At 62.8% G+C, this 18,661-nt stretch carries 17 protein-coding genes and 1 tRNA gene; 1 reads left to right on the forward strand and 17 read right to left on the reverse strand.

Annotation, left to right across the window (positions count from 1 at the left end; genetic code table 11):
• A partial coding sequence (locus EN932_RS10210) for a CBS domain-containing protein (RefSeq protein ID WP_164890455.1) occupies positions 1–744 on the reverse strand: 744 nt, incomplete at its 3' end.
• A gap of 189 nt (positions 745–933) precedes the next feature.
• Positions 934–1,018: transfer RNA gene (locus EN932_RS10215), tRNA-Leu, on the reverse strand.
• A 234-nt stretch (positions 1,019–1,252) separates the two neighbouring features.
• On the opposite strand from EN932_RS10215, the gene lipB reads away from it, so the two are divergent.
• Complete coding sequence (lipB, locus tag EN932_RS10220) at positions 1,253–1,996, forward strand: lipoyl(octanoyl) transferase LipB (RefSeq protein ID WP_027160542.1); 744 nt, start codon at positions 1,253–1,255, stop codon at positions 1,994–1,996.
• A gap of 20 nt (positions 1,997–2,016) precedes the next feature.
• Here the strand turns inward: lipB and EN932_RS10225 are convergent, their stop codons facing one another.
• The 15 genes from EN932_RS10225 to nuoH all read right to left on the reverse strand — a co-directional run bounded on the left by EN932_RS10225 (position 2,017) and on the right by nuoH (position 18,653).
• Positions 2,017–3,267 carry a site-2 protease family protein gene (locus EN932_RS10225; protein ID WP_127368370.1) on the reverse strand — a complete coding sequence of 417 codons (1,251 nt, stop codon included), beginning with the start codon at positions 3,265–3,267 and terminating at the stop codon, positions 2,017–2,019.
• 519 nt (positions 3,268–3,786) lie between these two features.
• Positions 3,787–4,470 (reverse strand): ABC transporter ATP-binding protein, encoded by a 684-nt coding sequence (locus tag EN932_RS10235; protein ID WP_027160544.1) that lies wholly within the window; start codon positions 4,468–4,470, stop codon positions 3,787–3,789.
• Complete coding sequence (locus EN932_RS10240; protein ID WP_013531108.1) at positions 4,467–5,753, reverse strand: lipoprotein-releasing ABC transporter permease subunit; 1,287 nt, start codon at positions 5,751–5,753, stop codon at positions 4,467–4,469. The genes EN932_RS10235 and EN932_RS10240 overlap by 4 nt, the downstream gene beginning before the upstream one ends.
• Complete coding sequence (gene proS / locus EN932_RS10245) at positions 5,750–7,078, reverse strand: proline--tRNA ligase (RefSeq protein ID WP_064993748.1); 1,329 nt, start codon at positions 7,076–7,078, stop codon at positions 5,750–5,752. The genes EN932_RS10240 and proS overlap by 4 nt, the downstream gene beginning before the upstream one ends.
• A 632-nt stretch (positions 7,079–7,710) precedes the next feature.
• Positions 7,711–7,995: a DUF1467 family protein gene (locus tag EN932_RS10250; protein ID WP_013531106.1), complete on the reverse strand. Its 285-nt coding sequence runs from the start codon at positions 7,993–7,995 to the stop codon at positions 7,711–7,713.
• A complete protein-coding gene (gene mce / locus EN932_RS10255) occupies positions 7,992–8,396 on the reverse strand; it encodes a methylmalonyl-CoA epimerase (protein WP_013531105.1) in 405 nt (134 codons plus the stop codon). The genes EN932_RS10250 and mce overlap by 4 nt, the downstream gene beginning before the upstream one ends.
• A gap of 110 nt (positions 8,397–8,506) precedes the next feature.
• Complete coding sequence (locus tag EN932_RS10260; protein ID WP_013531104.1) at positions 8,507–10,177, reverse strand: ribonuclease J; 1,671 nt, start codon at positions 10,175–10,177, stop codon at positions 8,507–8,509.
• Positions 10,178–10,294: 117 nt separating this feature from the next.
• Positions 10,295–11,116, reverse strand: a complete 822-nt coding sequence (locus EN932_RS10265) for a biotin--[acetyl-CoA-carboxylase] ligase (RefSeq protein ID WP_128368803.1) — start codon at positions 11,114–11,116, stop codon at positions 10,295–10,297.
• 5 nt (positions 11,117–11,121) lie between these two features.
• Positions 11,122–12,558, reverse strand: coding sequence for an NADH-quinone oxidoreductase subunit NuoN (gene nuoN, locus EN932_RS10270; RefSeq protein WP_013531102.1), 1,437 nt, complete (start codon positions 12,556–12,558; stop codon positions 11,122–11,124).
• Between the two features lie 18 nt (positions 12,559–12,576).
• A complete protein-coding gene (locus tag EN932_RS10275; protein WP_024501357.1) occupies positions 12,577–14,082 on the reverse strand; it encodes an NADH-quinone oxidoreductase subunit M in 1,506 nt (501 codons plus the stop codon).
• On the reverse strand, positions 14,082–16,055 hold the full coding sequence (gene nuoL, locus EN932_RS10280; protein ID WP_127370070.1) for an NADH-quinone oxidoreductase subunit L: 1,974 nt from the start codon (positions 16,053–16,055) through the stop codon (positions 14,082–14,084). The genes EN932_RS10275 and nuoL overlap by 1 nt, the downstream gene beginning before the upstream one ends.
• 10 nt (positions 16,056–16,065) lie before the next feature.
• On the reverse strand, positions 16,066–16,374 hold the full coding sequence (nuoK, locus tag EN932_RS10285; RefSeq protein WP_010910101.1) for an NADH-quinone oxidoreductase subunit NuoK: 309 nt from the start codon (positions 16,372–16,374) through the stop codon (positions 16,066–16,068).
• A gap of 1 nt (position 16,375) precedes the next feature.
• Entirely contained in the window at positions 16,376–16,996 is a 621-nt protein-coding gene (locus tag EN932_RS10290) for an NADH-quinone oxidoreductase subunit J (protein WP_013531099.1), read from the reverse strand.
• Positions 16,997–17,118: 122 nt separating this feature from the next.
• Positions 17,119–17,610 (reverse strand): NADH-quinone oxidoreductase subunit NuoI, encoded by a 492-nt coding sequence (nuoI, locus tag EN932_RS10295; protein WP_013531098.1) that lies wholly within the window; start codon positions 17,608–17,610, stop codon positions 17,119–17,121.
• Positions 17,610–18,653: an NADH-quinone oxidoreductase subunit NuoH gene (gene nuoH / locus EN932_RS10300; protein ID WP_013531097.1), complete on the reverse strand. Its 1,044-nt coding sequence runs from the start codon at positions 18,651–18,653 to the stop codon at positions 17,610–17,612. Before nuoH ends, nuoI begins: the two co-directional genes overlap by 1 nt.
• Between the last annotated feature and the right edge of the window lie 8 nt (positions 18,654–18,661).

An 18,661-nucleotide genomic window follows, 5' to 3' on the forward strand; every position in this document is an offset into this window, starting at 1 on the left:
CTGCTCGAATTCCCGCGCCGCCTCTTCCTGGTCCATGGTGGCCGGAATGGCGTGCCGCGTCTCGTGCATCACCTCCTCGACCTTGACCGAACGCTTGGTGCGCAGGATCTGGTCGAGGTCGATGGCGCCGAGCAGCTTGAAGCTCGGATCGATGACGAAGATCTGGCTGAAGCGCTCGGGAAGATTGTTGTCCTCGCGCATGTAGTCGATGGTTTGGCCGATCGTCCAGAACGGCGGAACCGCGACGAACTCGGTCTGCATGCGGCGGCCGGCCGTCTCTTCGGGATAATCGAGCGAGCGGCGCAGCCTGATCCGCTCGGTGAACGGCAGTTGCGACAGGATCTCGTCCTGGTCTTCCTGGTCGAGATCCTCGAGAATGTAGACGGCGTCGTCGGAATCGAGCTCCTGCACCGCCTGCGCGATCTGCGCATTGGGCAGATTGTCGACGATCTCCATACGGATCGCCTCGTCGACCTCCGTCAGCGAGGAGAAGTCGAAATCGGCGCCCAGGAGTTCGACCAGCGCGCGGCGCTGTTCGGGATGCAGCGCCTCGAGCAGGTCGCCGAGCTCCGACTGGTGCAGGTCGTCGACTTCATGCTTGAGGGTCAGCGTGTCGCGGTCGGCGATCGCCGCGCCGATCCGCGCCAGGAAGGACGAAAGCACGGCGCCGTCCTCGCCATAGATGTCGGCGTGGTTGTCCTCGGCGGCCCCGGCGCCGGTCGTCCGTTCGTGCTCGCCTTCCACCAGCGCCTCCCGCCACAAGAATCCCGGAAAAGGTGCAAATCAGGTCTAGAGCATCGGACCCAAAAGGGGAAACCGGTTTTGGAGAATCCGACGCTCAAAAAGAAAGTGGCGTAAAGTGCGGGAATATCAACGAAATGCGTCCGGCCCGCAGCGGGCGAGACCGGCACAAATCGGATTATGGGAAGAGAATGGTGCGGTCGAGAAGACTCGAACTTCCACGGGTTGCCCCACAGCGACCTCAACGCTGCGCGTCTACCAATTCCGCCACGACCGCACGTGGTAGAGCCGGAACCGACCGGCTCGCGGCGTGTAGCAAATCGTTTCCGGTGAAACAAGTGCACGGCAAGCAATAATGTCAGGCGATTGGCATAATGCTCCACAGGGCCCGAACGCAGCGCCGGAACTGGACGTTTGCGCCTGATATCGCCATATGGAAGGCAAGTTGATGTCGCCCAAAGGTGCGAGGCGTTTTTGGGCGCGCCATGGACAAACGAAAAGACGATACGCCATGACCGAACGCAGCCAGATCGCCACGTCGTTCCTGCCGCTTCCCGGCTCGGCACCGGTCGAATGGCTGATCGAGCCCGGCCTTACCGCCTATCCCGAGGCACTTGCCTTCATGGAGGCGCGCGCCGAGGCGATCCGCAGCGGCGCTGCCGGCGAAATGGTCTGGTTGGTCGAACACCCGCCGCTCTACACGGCCGGCACCAGTGCCCGTGGCGAGGATCTGATCGACGCCAGCCGCTTCCCGGTCTTCGCGGCCGGACGCGGCGGCGAATACACCTATCATGGGCCGGGCCAGCGGGTCGCTTACGTCATGCTCGACCTGAAGCGGCGGCGCGAGGATGTCCGCGCCTTCGTCGCGGCGCTCGAACAGTGGATCATCGGCACGCTTGCCGCTTTCAATGTGCGGGGCGAGCGCCGCGAGGACCGGGTCGGCGTCTGGGTCGTGCGGCCGGATCGCCCTGCTCTGCCGGACGGCTCGCCGGCGGAGGACAAGATCGCGGCCATAGGCATCCGGCTGCGGCGCTGGGTGAGTTTTCACGGCATCGCCATCAATGTCGAGCCCGATCTCGACCATTTCAGCGGCATCGTGCCTTGCGGCGTGCAGGACCACGGCGTCACCAGCCTCGTCGATCTAGGCCTTCCCCTGACCATGGCCGATCTTGACCTGGCGTTGAAATCCGCCTTCGAGGATGTGTTCGGTCCCGCCACGGCGTTGCCTGTCGAAGCCGAGCGCAAAGCCGGCTGATCTTCCGGATCCGGTACGGCTCAAATCAGTTGGGCAGAGGCCCACAACACGCCATAGCCATGGATGGCGAACACCGCCAGCAACGCCGCCGCCATGGCCAGCCGGTCGATGGTGCGGATCGGCTTCAGCTCGTGACGCGGCTTCACCCCACTGCTCATCGTCAGCAGGCTGAGGAGCGAAAACACCGCTCCCGTCGCGAGCAGGAAGGTGGCGGAAAAGCCGGCCTGCCAACCCACGGCCAGGAAAGCCGAGAGCAGGAAGAAGGAAGCCAGCGCCAGCGCGACCGGTCCCGGACAGATCTGGCGCAGCACCTGGCCGCCGTCGAACTTCCACACCGGCACCAGATTGGCGATGTTGAACAGTGCGGCGAAGCCCGCCAGGGTCGCCAGCAGGGCCGCCGCCAGCCGGTGACCTTCCGCGCCGGCAAAGGTGCTTGCGGCGATGGCGATCGGCACCAGGAAGGCCGAAAAGCCGGCGCCCATCAATGCCACGAAAGCCACTTCGAAACGGCTGTCATAGGGCCGCCCGCCAATGGCGATGCCGCCGAGCAGCGGAATGAAGATCATCCGCGCCCGATTGTGGCCCATCAGCCGGAACGCCGCCATATGGCCAAGCTCATGCAGGGCGACCACCGATGTGAGGATCGCGGCCAGTGCCAAACCGCCGAAGTGAAGGCCGAAGAATGGCCACAGGATCAGCGCCGAAAGCCCGGCAAAGCCGACCTGACTGAGCGGATGCTCGAACCAGCCGCCCTTGCGATACTTTCCGGTCCGCGCCCAGCGCTGCAGCTTGGAGAATTCGCGGCGCAGGGCGAAATAGCGGAACACCAGGAAGGCAACGCCACGATAGCGATCGGTCTGGCTGAGCGTCACCCGCGTGCTGTTGCCTTCCGAAACGAGTTCGGCGGTTTCGCGAAAATCCTTCCAGAACGAAGCGTCGAGTGCCGTATCCTCGATGACACGCATCGAGAAGCGGCTGCCTTCGACGACGTCTTCAAACCGCGACTTGCGTTCGATCGGCTTGCCGTCGCGACCTTCCCAGGACAGCGTGATGCGGGCCACGCCCTCGCCGTCCGGGGCCTCGGCGGACAGGATCTCACCGGACCAGCCGGCATCGCTGCCGAGCGGCCACAGCGCCTGCCAGAGGCGCTGCCGATCCATCGCCACCAGACGGGTCAGCCGGACCGTGCGTAAACCAAGCGGCACCGTCATCAACAGAAAGATCAGCCCGAGATTGCTGGCCACCAGAATGGCCGTGACGATGGGCGACACCTGGACGTTGCTCCCTGTCTTGCCGGGGCACTCTAACGTCGCTGCGGCAAGAAAAGCTTAACGGCGGAGCGGTCTTCGACCGCATGGGACCCACGGCGGCGAACGCCGCCAAATCACATGGCTCCGATCCAGATTGCCATGGAGACGAGAAAGGTGCTCATGCAAACCAGTGAGATGACATCCTGAACCAGATCGGTCATAACTCTCTCCTGTTGTTGATATGTTCGTATTTTGTTCTAATTTTGTTCAAATGTCAAGGCGCACAATCCGGCCGTGTCCGAATTTCCGGGCGATCAGATCGGCAGGGTTAAGAAAAGGTTGACGGGCGAACGACGGTTGCCCAGCGCCGACCAGGGCACGACGAGACTGGGGTCAGGCAGAGCCGAGAATGGTGGATTTCGAGAACCGGAGCGGAGCGTACTTTTGGGTACGCGAGCACCATTCTACCGCGACGGGGTAGAACGGGAAGCGCAGGAAGCCGCCTTTCGCAGGCCGGCCTCACCCCAGTATCGCCGTGCCCTAGAGCGGCACCACTTTGCCGTCGGCTAGCGTGACGCGCCGGTCCATGCGCGATGCCAGTTCGTGATTGTGGGTGGCGATCAGCGCCGCGAGGCCCGATTGCTTGACCAGCGCCGCCAGCGCCTCGAACACATAGGACGCGGTGACCGGGTCGAGATTGCCGGTCGGCTCGTCCGCCAGCAGTACCAGCGGCGCATTGGCGACCGCACGCGCAATGGCGACGCGCTGCTGTTCGCCGCCGGAGAGCTCGGACGGCCGGTGCGCCGCGCGTTTGCCGATCTGCATGTAGTCGAGCAGCTGCGCCGCGCGCTCGGCCGCGTCCTTGCGGCTGAGCCCCTTGATGAGCTGCGGCATCATGATGTTTTCCAGCGCCGAGAATTCCGGCAGCAGATGATGGAACTGGTAGACGAAGCCGACATCGTTGCGGCGGATCGCCGTGCGCTCGTCGTCGGACAGCCGCCCGCAGGCGCGGCCGGCCAGGATGACGTCGCCGGCGTCGGGACGCTCCAGCAGGCCGGCGGTGTGCAGCAGCGTCGATTTGCCGGTGCCAGACGGCGCCACCAGCGCCACCATCTCGCCGCGCTTCAGCGAGAAGTCCGCACCATTGAGAATGGTGAGCTTTCGCGGTCCCTGGACGTAGTGCCGCTCGACGCTCTTCAGCTCGATAATGACCTCGGCCACTATTCGTACCTCAAGGCTTCGACCGGATCGAGACGCGCGGCGCGCCATGCCGGAAACACCGTTGCCAGGAAGGACAGGCCGAGCGCCATCAGGACGACATAGGTCGTCTCGCGCGGATCCATCTTCGCCGGCAACTGGCTGAGGAAATAGAGTTCAGGATTGAACAGCACCTTGCCGGTCATCCACGAGAAGAACTGGCGGATCGATTCGATGTTGGTGCAGATCAGTACGCCGAGCAGCACGCCGGCAAGCGTGCCGGTCACGCCGATCGCCGCACCCGTCATCAGGAAGATGCGCAGGATGGCGCCGCGCGACGCCCCCATGGTGCGCAGGATGGCGATGTCGTGGCCCTTGTCCTTCACCAGCATGATCAGGCCGGAGATGATGTTCAGCGCAGCCACCAGCACGATCAGCGTCAGGATCATGAACATGACGTTGCGTTCGACCTGCAGCGCGGAGAAGAAGGTCTCGTTGCGCTGGCGCCAATCGACCATGTCGATCGGCCGCTGCGCCGCCGCCTCCACTTTCGGTTTCAGCGCATCGACATCGTCTGGATTGTCGACATAGATCTCGATCGTTTGCGCCCGCCCGTCCATGTTGAAATAAAGCTGCGCTTCGGAAAACGGCATGTAGACGATGGACGTGTCATATTCGGACATGCCGACTTCGAAGATCGCCGCGATCTTGTAGCCCTTCATGCGCGGCGTGGTGCCGATCGGCGTCACGTCGCCGTCGGGCGAAATCAAGGTGATGGTATCGCCAAGCGTCAGGCCGAGATTCTCAGCCATGCGCTTGCCGATGGCAACGCCCTCGCCAGAATCGAAATCGGCGATCGAACCCTGCTTGATGTTGCTGGCAACGATGGCGATCTTGCTCAGATCCTCGCCGCGTATGCCGCGAACCAGCGCTCCGGTTCCGCCGCCGACATTGCCTTGCGCAAGCACCTGGCCATCGATCAGCGGGATGGCGTATTTAACGCCTGCTACACCGTTGATGCGGCTGGCGACCTGCGCATAGTCCTCCAGCGGCGAATCGAGCGGCTGCACGATCAGGTGGCCGTTGACGCCGAGGATGCGCGTCAAAAGCTCCGCCCTGAAACCGTTCATCACCGCCATGACCACGATCAGCGTGGCGACGCCCAGCATGATGCCGAGGAACGAGATCGAGGCGATCACCGAGATCACCGTCTCCTTGCGCCGCGAACGCAGATAGCGCCAGGCGACCATGCGCTCGAAGATGGAAAAGGGTCCGGCGCCGACCGATCTTGCCGCCACCGCCTCGCTCATGCGGCGACACCGAAGCGCTTCTTCGCGTCCGCGATAGGCAGCGTCTCGCGCTCGCCGGTCTTGCGGTTCTTGATCTCGATCTCGCCGGCGGCGACACCGCGCGGTCCGACGATCACTTGCCAGGGAAGGCCTATCAGGTCGGCGGTGGCGAACTTGCCGCCGGGCCGCTGGTCGGTGTCGTCGTAGAGCACGTCCTTGCCGGCGGCGACGAAAGCGGCATGCAGTTCGTCGCAGACGCCGTCGCACTCGGCGTCGCCCGCCTTCATGTTGATCAGTCCGATGTCGAACGGCGCCACCGCCTCCGGCCAGATGATGCCGTTATCGTCATGGCTGGCTTCGATGATCGCCGCGACCAGCCGCGACGGACCGATGCCGTAGGAGCCGCCGGAGACGAAATGATCCTTGCCGTCGGGTCCGGTCACCTTGGCGCCCATGGGCTTGGAATATTTGTCACCGAAATGGAAGATGTGGCCGACCTCGATGCCGCGCGCCGAAACCTTGTCGCTCTCGCCGATCTTCTCCCACGCCGCCTCGTCATGCATCTCGTCGGTGGCGGCGTAGGGCGTCGTCCATGTCTTGACGATGTCGGCGATCTCGGCGTCGTTGGCAAAATCGGTGTTGGCGCCGGGCACATCGAGCGCAAGATAGTCGCGGTGGCAGTAGACCTGGCTCTCGCCGGTGTCGGCCAGGATGATGAATTCATGGCTGAGATCGCCGCCGATCGGCCCGGTGTCGGCCCGCATCGGTATTGCCTGCAGCCCCATGCGCGTAAAAGTCCGGAGATAGGACACGAACATCCTGTTGTAGGCCGCCTTGGCGCCTTCGAAGTCGAGATCGAAGGAATAGGCGTCCTTCATCAGGAACTCGCGCGACCGCATGACGCCGAAGCGCGGCCGCACTTCGTCGCGGAACTTCCACTGGATGTGGTAGAGATTGAGCGGCAGGTCCTTGTAGGACTTCACATAGGCGCGGACGATCTCGGTGACCACTTCCTCATTGGTGGGGCCGTAGAGCATGTCGCGGTCCTGCCGGTCCTTGATGCGCAGCATCTCCTTGCCGTAGTCGTCATAGCGGCCGCTTTCGCGCCACAGATCGGCCGACTGGATGGTCGGCATCAGGATTTCCAGCGCACCGGCGCGATCCTGCTCCTCGCGGATGATGCGGCAGACCTTGTCCAGCACCCGCTTGCCGAGCGGCAGCCACGAGAAACTGCCCTGCCCCTGCTGGCGGATCATGCCGGCGCGCAGCATCAGCCGGTGCGAGACGATCTCGGCCTCGCGCGGATTTTCTTTGAGGATCGGCAGGAAATAGCGCGACAAACGCATGGGCAGGTCCGTGAGTGAGGAGGGCCGCGTCAGAATCGGCGCGACTTTGGCTTGCTTGACCCGGCTTCATAGCCATTTCAAGGCGGAATGGGAACCCGGACGCTTCGGCCCGAAAAGCGGAATCGATTTCCAAAAAACATGGGTAGCCGGGATCAGAAGCGTCGCACCGCCGTTCGCCCGTCCAGAAGACCCACGGCGCTGCAAGGCCTCCCGGTCACTGTGCGCGTCTTGGTGATCGTTCGCCAAGCAACGCCTGCCACACTATTGTGCAGTGCAGCACGAGAATGCCCGTTTCAAGGCAAAATTCTTCGTGACATTTTCATTCGCCTTAGGCTAATGTACCTCGATAACCGAGAGGGCAGAAAAAAATCTGCTCTCCTACGCGGTCAAAGTCTTGGGAGGATGCGATCTAGGCGCGGTTACTCGCTGCCGCCGGAAACCGGAAACAGATCGGACGCGTTTAAATTGCAAGGCCTCGTGCCTTGCATTTTTTTTGTGCAATCATCTGCTTAGCGCAACGCGTTGCCAAACCACCTTACCCAGCGTCAGCGCTCGTCAGGCCGCAAAACGGCACGACATTCCCGCCGAAACCCGCCCGGTTCCGACATATGAAAACGCCGTCGCTGGACAGTCTATTTAGCCGGCGTCTGGCTGAATTCCGGCACGATGTGCGGGATGTCGTTGAGGCTGTATCCCAGCCCATGCGTCAAGCCATAGAAAATGCCCATCAGGATCGCGGTGGCGATGGTGGTGCGGATCACGGCGCGCAGCATGTGAGGCCCACGCGGCGCGCTCGGAACCGTGCCGAGCGTCACGTCGTGATCGTCGTCCTGCGTCCTCACGCTGAACGGCAGCACGGCAAACAGCACCACCCACCAGGTCGCGAAAAACAGGGCTGTGAACGAAACCCAGCTCATGATTGCTCCAGTTCGATCAGCGTGCCGAAGAAATCCTTCGGATGCAGGAACAGCACCGGCTTGCCGTGCGCGCCGATCCTCGGGTTGCCGTCGCCCAGCACGCGGGCGCCGGCGGCCTTGAGCTGATCGCGCGCGGCCAGGATGTCGTCGACCTCATAGCAAAGGTGATGCATGCCGCCGGAGGGGTTCTTCTCCAGGAAGGCGGCGATCGGCGATCCCTCGCCCAAAGGCTCCAGAAGTTCGACCTTGGTGTTGCCGACATTGACGAACACCACCGTCACCCCGTGCTCCGGCAGTGCCTGCGGCGCCGTAACCTCCGCGCCGAGCGTGTTGCGGTAGGCCGCTACGGCAGCAGCCAGATCCGGCACGGCAAGCGCGACATGGTTCAGACGTCCGAGCATAGGTTTTCCCCAGGGCAGTAAGGCAATAGGGCAGTATGGCAATAGGGGAAAAGCTGACCTGCCTCGTATCGAAATCCCTACTGCCCTACTCCCTTACTGCCCCACTCCCCTCAGCGAGTGACGAACACCGTCACCAACGGCTTCTTGCCCCAGGCTTCGTTGGCGGCGCCGCGCACGGCGCGCCGCACTGCTTCCTGCACCAGGTCGAGGTCTTTTCGGCGCTGACGGGGGATCGAGTCCACCGCGCCGATTGCCGCATCGATCATCAGATCTTCCAGCGACTCGCCACGGCCATCGGCCTCGGCGACTCCGATGGCGACCAAATCGGGGTCGCCGGCAAGCTCATATTTGTCGTCCAACACGACATTGACCGCCACGTGGCCGGCAAAGGACAATTTGCGCCGGTCGCGGATGCCCATCGCCTGATCGGTGCCGATCAGTCTGCCATCCTTGTAGATACGGCCGAACGGCACCTGATCCATGATGGTGGCTGGGCCGGGAGCAAGCCTGAGCATGTCGCCGTCGCGCACCTGCGCCACCTGGCCGATGCCCGATGTCGACATCAGCGAGCCCTGCGCCACCAGATGTGCCGCCTCGCCATGCACGGGAACGCCGATCTGCGGGCGCACCCATTCATACATCTTGCGCAATTCGCTGCGCCGCGGATGGCCGGAGACATGCACCAGCGCATCGCCGTCCTCGATGATCTTGACGCCGAGGTCGATGAGACGGTTCTTGATCTCGAGGATCGCCTTCTCGTTGCCGGGAATCGTACGCGAGGAAAACACCACCGTGTCGCCTGCCGTCAGCGACACCGACTTCATCTCTTCGCGCGACAGCTTGGCCAGTGCGGCCAGCGGCTCGCCCTGGCTGCCGGTGCAGATGATGACCAGGTTTTCGCGCGGGATGAAACCAAAATCCTCCTCGGCGATGAACTCCGGCAGACCGTCCATGTAGCCAAGTTCGCCGGCCACATCGATGACCCGCTTCAGCGAACGGCCAAGCACCAGGCACTGGCGTCCGGCATCGCGGGCCGCTTTGGCGATCGAGACGATGCGTCCGACATTGGAGGAGAACGTAGTGACGGCGACGCGGCCCTTGGCAGCCTGGATGACGCCCTTGAGGCCCTCGCCCACAGCCACTTCCGAAGGCGACTCGCCTTCGCGCAGCGCATTGGTCGAATCGCAGATCAGCGCCAGAACGCCCTTGTCGCCATAGGCGCGGAAACGCGCCTCGTCGGTCTTCGGCCCGATCGTCGGCTCCGGATCGATCTTCCAGTCACCGGTATGGATGACGGTGCCTGCCGGCGAGGTGATCGCCAGCGACATCGGCTCGGGAATCGAGTGCGCGACCGGAATGGCTTCGATCTCGAAGGGGCCGACGGTGAATTTCTCGCCCGCCCGGTAGATCGTGACCGGTATTTTCGGTGCGCCCTGCTCGCCTTGCCGCTTGGCTTCCAGCAGGCCGGCGCTGAACGGCGTCATCCAGACCGGCGCCTTCAGCTTCGGCCATGTGTCGAGCAGCGCGCCGTAATGGTCTTCATGCGCATGCGTGATGATGATGCCGCGCAGATTGGCGAGGTTCTCCTCGATGAAGCGTGTGTCGGGCAGCACCAGGTCGACGCCCGGCAGGCTGGCATCGGGGAAGGTCACTCCGACATCGATGACGATCCATTCGCGCGCGCTGGGCGGCCCGTAGCCGTAAAGAGCGAAGTTCATGCCGATCTCGCCGACGCCGCCGAGCGGCACGAAGACGAGTTCGGCGTTTTCCGCTTTCGCCATGATTTTTCCCTTCCTGGCCCTCAGGCCAAGCTCAAAAGCAATTCCGGGAAAAGTGTGTAACGGTTTTCCCACCGGAGTTGCGTAAAAACAAACAGTTAGAACCGTTCATGAACGGCCCTATGCCCTGGCCGAAGCGACCGCGCCGAAATGCACATCGCCGGCGGCGATCGTCCGAACCGAACCTTCATCGTCGCGGATCACGAAACGGCATTCCTCGTCAATGGTCTCAAACACCCCGCGCACCACATTACCGTCAATTCTGACGGCAACCTCGCCGCCGAGCCCCGCGGCACGATCAAGCCACCGTCGCCTGACGGCGGCAAGTCCGCGCCCCTCATCCCACAATCGGGCATTCTCGCTCCAGGCATCCGACAGCGCCAGGAACAGTGTTTCCGCATCGCATGCCGCGCCCAGCGCGCGCAAGGAAGTTGCGGGATACGGCAAATCCTCAGGGTATGCCACCACATTGACGCCGATGCCGACCGCCACTCCGAAACGGCCGCCCTCGAGGATTGCCGATTCCAGCAGGATGCCGGCCAGCTTGGCGCCGGAGGCAAGCACGTCGTTCGGCCATTTCAGCTCGAAACGGTTTTTTCCTTCGCTGCCACCGTCGAGGCCAATGGCGATCCGGCCCTTCGGCACCACGGCATCGAGTGCATCGGCCAGCGCCAGTCCTGCGACGAAGCCCAATGTCGCGGCAAGGCGAAGCTCTGCCTTGGTGATGACGAGCAGCGTCGCCGCCAGGTTGCCTTCCGGGGTCGCCCAGACGCGGCCGCGCCGGCCACGCCCGCTTTCCTGCTTCTTGGAAACGACCCACAATTTGCCGGCGTCGCCTGCCCTTGCGTGGTCCAGTGCCAGCGCATTGGTGGAGCCGACGCTCTCATGCGCCTCGAGCCGGAACCCTTCCGACGCCGAGGTTGGAGCCAGCCGAAATGCCATGCCGTCTAGAAAAACGTCTTGGCGGCGGCTTCGGCATAGGTGCCGATCGGCCCACCGATCAACACGTAGAACAGCACGAAGGCGCCGGAGACGCCGAGCACGACACGCAATTCCGTCGCCATCGGCACGAAGCCGCCGACCGGTTCGTCGAACCACATGATCTTGATGATGCGCAAATAGTAATAGGCGCCCACTACCGAGGCCAGCACGCCGATGATCGCCAGCGCGTAGAGATTGGCGTTGATGGCGGCGAGGAAGACGTACCATTTCCCCCAGAAGCCGGCGAGCGGTGGAATGCCGGCGAGTGAGAACATCAGGATGGTCAGGATCGTCGCCATGACCGGATTGGTCGACGACAGGCCGGCCAGGTCGCTGATCTGCTCGACATTGCCTTCCTTGCGCCGCATGGCGAGGATGAAGGCGAAGGTGCCGAGCGTCATCACCAGATAGATCAGCATGTAGATGGCAACGCCGCGCACGCCGGCCTGGCTGTTGGCGGCAAGGCCGACCAGCGCGTAACCCATATGGCCAATCGAGGAATAGGCCATCAGGCGCTTGATGTTGGTCTGCCCGATTGCGGCGAAGGAGCCGAGTGCCATCGAGGCGATCGAGATGAAGACGATGATCTGCTGCCAGTCGGCGGCGATTGGCTTGAACGCGCCCATGGTGACGCGCACGATCAGTGCCATCGCCGCCATTTTCGGCGCCGCCGCCAGGAAGGCCGTCACCGGAGTCGGCGCGCCCTCATAGACGTCAGGCGTCCACATGTGGAACGGCACCGCGGAAATCTTGAAGGCAAGGCCGGCCAGCACGAAGACGAGGCCGAAAACGAGGCCAAGCTGGCGCTCGCCGCTGCCGAGTGCCGTGGCGATTTCCTGGAAGCCGGTGTTGCCGGTGTAGCCGTAGACCAGGCTGATGCCATAGAGCAGCATGCCCGACGACAGCGCACCGAGAACGAAATATTTGAGGCCCGCTTCGGTCGAGCGCAGATTGTCGCGGTTGATCGCGCACAGCACATAGATCGCCAGCGACTGCAGCTCGAGGCCGAGATAGAGGCCGATCATGCTGTTGGCCGAGATCATCAGCATCATGCCGAGCGTGCACAGCAGGATCAGCACCGGATATTCGAACTTGTCGAAACGCTCCGCCTTGGCGAAGCGCATCGACATCACCAGCGTCACCGCCGAGCCAACCAGTGCCAGCACCTTCATGAAGCGGCCGAAGGAATCCTGGATGAAGGCATTGCCATAAGCGCTGCCCTGCCCGGTTCGGAAGATCAGCCAGGCGCCCGCGATCGCCAGCACGGCAACCGCAAGGCCGGTTACCGTGTTGGCCGTGTTGGCGCGCGAATAGGCTCCGACCATCAGCAGCGCCAGCGCGCCGACGGCAAGGATCAGCTCTGGCGTCGAGAGCGACAGGCTGGAGAGAAGGTCCGGCGTCATGGTTCGCAAAACCTCTGGTCAGTTCGCCGCCGCGGTCTGCGCGGCGCCGATGGATGCAGTGACATTGGTGACGAGCGACTTGACCGATTGGGCCGTCGCGTCGAAGACCGGGGCGGGATAGACGCCGAAGAAGATGACCAGCACGACCAGCGGGTAGATGATCACCTTCTCGCGCGGCGACAGGTCGAGCAGTCCCTTAAGGCTCTCCTTGGTCAGTGCGCCGAAGATCACCCGGCGGTAGAGCCAGAGCGCGTAGGCGGCCGACAGGATGACGCCGGTGGCGGCGAAGAACGCCACCCATGTGTTGACCCGGAACACGCCGAGCATGGTCAGGAACTCGCCGACGAAGCCGCTGGTACCGGGCAGGCCGACATTGGCCATGGTGAAGATCAGGAACACCGTGGCGTATTTCGGCATGTTGTTGACCAGCCCGCCATAGGCCGCGATCTCACGTGTGTGCATGCGGTCGTAGATGACGCCGACGCACAGGAACAGCGCGCCGGAGACGAGGCCGTGGCTGAGCATCTGGAAGATCGCGCCCTGCACGCCTTCCTGGTTCATGGCAAAGATGCCCATGGTGACGAAGCCCATATGGGCAACCGACGAATAGGCGATCAGCTTCTTCATGTCCTCCTGCATCAGCGCCACCAGCGAGGTGTAGATGATGGCGACGACGGACAGCGCGAAGACCAGCGGCGCGAACATTTCCGACGCCAGCGGGAACATCGGCAAGGAGAAACGCAGGAAGCCGTACCCGCCCATCTTCAACAGGATGCCGGCCAGGATGACGGAGCCCGCCGTCGGCGCCTCGACGTGCGCATCGGGCAGCCAGGTGTGCACCGGCCACATCGGCATCTTCACCGCGAACGAGGCGAAGAAGGCAAGCCACAGCCAGGTCTGCATGTTGGCCGGGAAATTGTGGGTCAGCAGCGTCGGGATGTCGGTTGTTCCGGACTGGAAGAACATCGCCATGATGGCGAGCAGCATCAGCACCGAACCGGCGAGCGTGTAGAGGAAGAACTTGAACGAGGCGTAGACGCGCCGCTTGCCGCCCCAGACGCCGATGATGATGAACATCGGGATCAGGCCGGCTTCGAAGAAGACGTAGAACAGCACGATGTCCAACGCGCAGAACACGCCGATCATCAGCGTTTCGAGCAGCAGGAAGGCAATCATGTAGGCCTTGACGCGCTTCTCGATCGATTCCCACGATGCCAGGATGCAGAGCGGCATCAGGAACGTCGTCAGTATGACGAACAGCATCGAGATGCCGTCGACGCCCATATGGTAGGAAATGCCGGAATCGAGCCAGGCGACCTTCTCGACGAACTGGAAGCCGGACTGCGAATTGTCGAAGCCGGTCCAGATGAACAGCGAGATGATGAACGTGAACGTCGTCGTCAACAGCGCGATGGCGCGGATGTTGCGGCGTGCATTTTCGCTGTCGTCATTGATGAATAGGATAAGCAGCACACCAACCAGCGGCAGGAAGGTGACCAGCGAGAGGATTGGCCAGGCGGTCATCAGAGCATCATCCAGGTGACGAGTGCGGCAACGCCGATCAGCATGGCGAAGGCGTAGTGGTAGAGATAGCCGGTCTGCAGCTTGACGACGCGGTTGGTGACATCGACGACGCGCGCCGAAATACCGTCGGGGCCGAGGCCGTCGATGACGGTGCCGTCGCCGGTCTTCCACAGGAAGTGGCCGAGGCGCTTGGCGGGCCGCACGAACAGGAAGTCGTAGAGCTCGTCGAAATACCACTTGTTGAGCAGGAAGGCGTAGAGCCCGCGATGCTGCGCGGCCAGGTTGACCGGCATTTCCGGCGAGCGGATGTAGAATTTCCAGGCCAGCGCGAAGCCGATCAGCATGGCGATGAAGGGCGACAGTTCGACCCACAGCGGCAATTCGTGGATGTCGTGCAGGATGTGATTGTCAGGCAATGTGAACAGCGATGCCTTCCAGAACTCGGCATAGCCCTCGCCGATGAAGGCGTTGTGGAAGATGACGCCGGCAAACAGCGCGCCCGCGGCCAGGATGAACAGCGGCACCAGCATCACCGGCGGCGATTCATGGACATGGTGCATCACCTCATGGCTCGCCCGCGGCTTGCCGTGGAAGGTCATGAAGATCAGCCGCCAGGAGTAGAAGGAGGTGAAGCAGGCGGCGATGACCAAAAGCACGAAGGCCATGCCGGCAACCAAATTGTGGCCGGCAAAGGCGCTCTCGATGATGGCGTCCTTGGAAAAGAAGCCGGCGGTGCCGATGACCGTCACCGGAATGCCGACGCCGGTCAGCGCCAGCGTGCCGATCACCATCATCCAGTAGGTGGTCGGGATCAGTTTCCTGAGGCCGCCCATATTGCGCATGTCCTGCTCGTCGGACACGGCGTGGATGACCGAGCCCGAGCCGAGGAACAGCAGCGCCTTGAAGAAGGCATGCGTGAACAGGTGGAAGATCGCCGCGCCATAGGCGCCGACGCCGAGCGCCACGAACATGTAGCCGAGCTGCGAGCAGGTCGAATAGGCGATGACGCGCTTGATGTCGTTCTGGACGAGACCGACGGTGGCCGCGAAGAAGGCCGTGAAGGCACCGATGAAGGTCACGACCGTCAGCGCCGAATGCGACAGTTCGAACAGCGGCGACAACCGCGCCAGCATGAACACGCCCGCCGTCACCATGGTGGCGGCATGGATCAGGGCCGAAACCGGCGTCGGGCCTTCCATGGCGTCCGGCAGCCAGGTGTGCAGCGGCACTTGCGCCGACTTGCCCATGGCGCCCATGAACAGGAGCAGGCAGACGATCGTCATGGCCGCCTGCTTGTCCAGCGCATGGCCAAGGAAAGTCAGCACCGCGGCACCCTGCGGTGCACCTTCGGCCGGGATGAACGTCGCCGCATTGGCGAAAATAGTGCCGAGATTGACCGAGCCGAACAGCACGAACACGCCGAAGATGCCGAGTGCGAAGCCGAAATCGCCGACGCGGTTGACGACAAAGGCCTTGATTGCCGCGGCATTGGCCGACGGCTTCTTGTACCAGAAGCCGATCAGCAGATAGGACGCCAGCCCCACCCCTTCCCAGCCGAAAAACATCTGCACGAGGTTGTCCGCCGTCACCAGCATCAGCATGGCGAAGGTGAACAGCGACAGATAGGCGAAGAAGCGCGGCCGGTTCGGATCGTGGTGCATGTAGCCGATCGAATAGATGTGGACCAGCGCCGACACGGTGTTGACCACCACCAGCATGACCACCGTCAGCGTGTCGATCCGCAGCGCCCAGGACGCTTCCAGCCCACCCGACTGTATCCAGCGCAGCACGGGCACGGTGAACACCTCGCCATGGCCGAAACCGACGGTGAAGAACGCGACCCACGACAGCACGGCCGCGATCACCAGGAAACCCGAGGTGATGTATTCGGACGCCTTGGCGCCGAGCGACGTGCCGAACAGGCCGACGATCAGGAAGCCGAGCAGGGGAAGGAAGACGATGGCCTGATACATGGTGGTTCCGTCAACCCTTCATCATGTTCACGTCTTCGACCGCGATCGAGCCGCGGTTGCGGAAGAAGACGACGAGAATGGCAAGTCCGATGGCGGCTTCGGCCGCCGCGACCGTCAGCACGAACAGCGCGAACACCTGGCCGACCAGATCGCCGAGTGCTGCCGAAAAGGCGACGAAGTTGATGTTGACCGCCAGCAGGATCAGCTCGACCGACATCAGGATGACGATGACGTTCTTGCGGTTCAGGAAGATGCCGAACACGCCGAGCGTGAACAGAACAGCCGATACGGTCAGATAATGTGCGATGCCGACAACCATTTCAGAGTCCCTCGCCTGTCTTGACCTTGCGGATTTCCATGCCGGTCGCCGGTGTGCGGCCGACCTGGGCTGCGATCGACTGCCGCTTGACGCCTGGCTTGTGGCGCAGCGTCAGCACGATGGCGCCGATCATGGCGACCAGCAGCACGAGGCCCGAAATCTGGAAGTAGTAGAGGTAGTCCGTATAGAGGATGTCGCCGAGCGCGGCGGTATTGGTCCGCGTGGCAAGATCCGGAATGGGCTTGGAGACCGTCGAAGCGAGCTGCGGCGCGAAGGTGTAGCCGCCGAGAACCACGATCAGCTCCGCCGCCAGGATCAGCCCGACCAGCGCGCCGATCGGCGCATATTGCAGGGCGCCGCTCTTCAGTTCGGCGAAATCGACGTCGAGCATCATGACGACGAACAGGAACAGAACCATCACCGCGCCGACATAGACGACGAGCAGGATCATCGCCAGGAACTCGGCGCCGGTCAGCATGAACAGGCCGGCGGCGTTGAAGAAGGTCAGGATCAGGAACAGCACCGAATGCACGGGGTTGCGCGACGAAATGACCATGAACGCCGATGCCACCGCGACAAAGGCGAAGAGGTAGAAAAAGGCCGCCTCTAGTCCACTCAACATTGGGGATCCCCCGGGTTCCTGTACAAACAGGACAACCGTCCTGTTTCGATGTTTGCCGCCTCAGGCCGCAAGTTTCGTTGTGTCCTTAGACGAGGCCCCTCGCCCCGTCCATGCGTCAAATATCAGCGGTAGGGCGAGTCCAGCGAGATGTTGCGCGCCAGCTCGCGCTCCCACCGGTCGCCATTCGCCAACAGTCTGTCCTTGTCGTAGTAGAGTTCCTCGCGCGTCTCCGTCGCGAACTCGAAATTCGGCCCCTCGACGATGGCGTCGACCGGGCAGGCTTCCTGGCAGAAGCCGCAATAGATGCACTTCACCATGTCGATGTCGTAGCGCACCGTGCGGCGCGTGCCGTCATTGCGGCGCGGGCCGGCCTCGATGGTGATGGCCTGCGCGGGGCAGATCGCCTCGCACAATTTGCAGGCGATGCAGCGTTCCTCGCCATTGGGATAGCGGCGCAACGCATGCTCGCCGCGGAAGCGCGGGCTGGTTGGCCCCTTCTCGTGCGGATAGTTGATCGTCTCCTTCGGCGCGAAGAACTGGCGCATCGACAGGAAGAAGGCGCTGACGAAATCCTGCAGCAGCAGCGATTTGGCGGCTTGGGAAAGAGCGGACATCACGCAAACCCCGTGATCTTGAGGAAGGCCGCGGTGGCGACCACCATGAACAGCGAGATCGGCAGGAACACTTTCCAGCCAAGCCGCATCAATTGGTCGTAGCGGTAGCGCGGCACGAAGGCCTTCACCATGGAGATGCCGAAGAACACGAAGCAGACTTTCAGCACGAACCAGATGACGCCCGGCACCCAGGTGAACGGCGCGAAGTCGAACGGAGGCAGCCAGCCGCCGAGGAACAGGATGGTGGCCAGCGCGCACATCAGCACGATGGCGACATACTCGCCGAGGAAGAACAAAAGGAACGGGGTCGACGAATATTCGACCATGTGGCCGGCGACCAGTTCCGATTCGGCTTCGACCAGATCGAAGGGCGGGCGGTTCGTCTCGGCCAGCGCCGAGATGAAGAAGATGATGAACATCGGGAACAGCGCCAGCCAGTTCCAGTCGAGGAAGGTGTTGGGCAGGCCAAGCCGCGTACCAATTCCATCATGCTGCGACAGCACGATATCGGTGAGGTTGAGCGAGCCGGCGGTGAGCAGAACGGTGACGATGACGAAGCCGATCGAGACTTCGTAGGACACCATCTGCGCGGCCGAGCGCAGCGCGCCGAGGAACGGATATTTCGAGTTCGACGCCCAGCCGCCCATGATCACGCCGTAGACCTCGAGCGAGGAGATGGCGAAGACATAGAGGATGCCGACATTGACGTTGGCGATCGCCCAGCCGTGGCTGACCGGGATGACCGCCCAGGCCGAGATCGCCAGCACGGCCGACACCAGCGGCGCCAAAAGAAACACGCCCTTGTTGGCGCCTGACGGGATGACCGGCTCCTTGAAGACGAACTTCAACAGATCGGCGAAAGCCTGCAGCGTGCCCCAGGGGCCGACGACGTTCGGGCCACGGCGCAATTGCACCGCCGCCCAGATCTTGCGGTCGGCGTAGAGGATGTAGGCGACGAAGATCAAAAGAACAACGATCAGCACGACTGACTTCAACAGGATCAGCAGCGCCGGCAGCACGTAGAAGGAGAAGAAAGTGTCCATGCTTATTC

It is taken from the genome of Mesorhizobium sp. M7A.F.Ca.US.002.01.1.1 (genome assembly GCF_004022955.1).
GTDB lineage: Bacteria > Pseudomonadota > Alphaproteobacteria > Rhizobiales > Rhizobiaceae > Mesorhizobium > Mesorhizobium ciceri.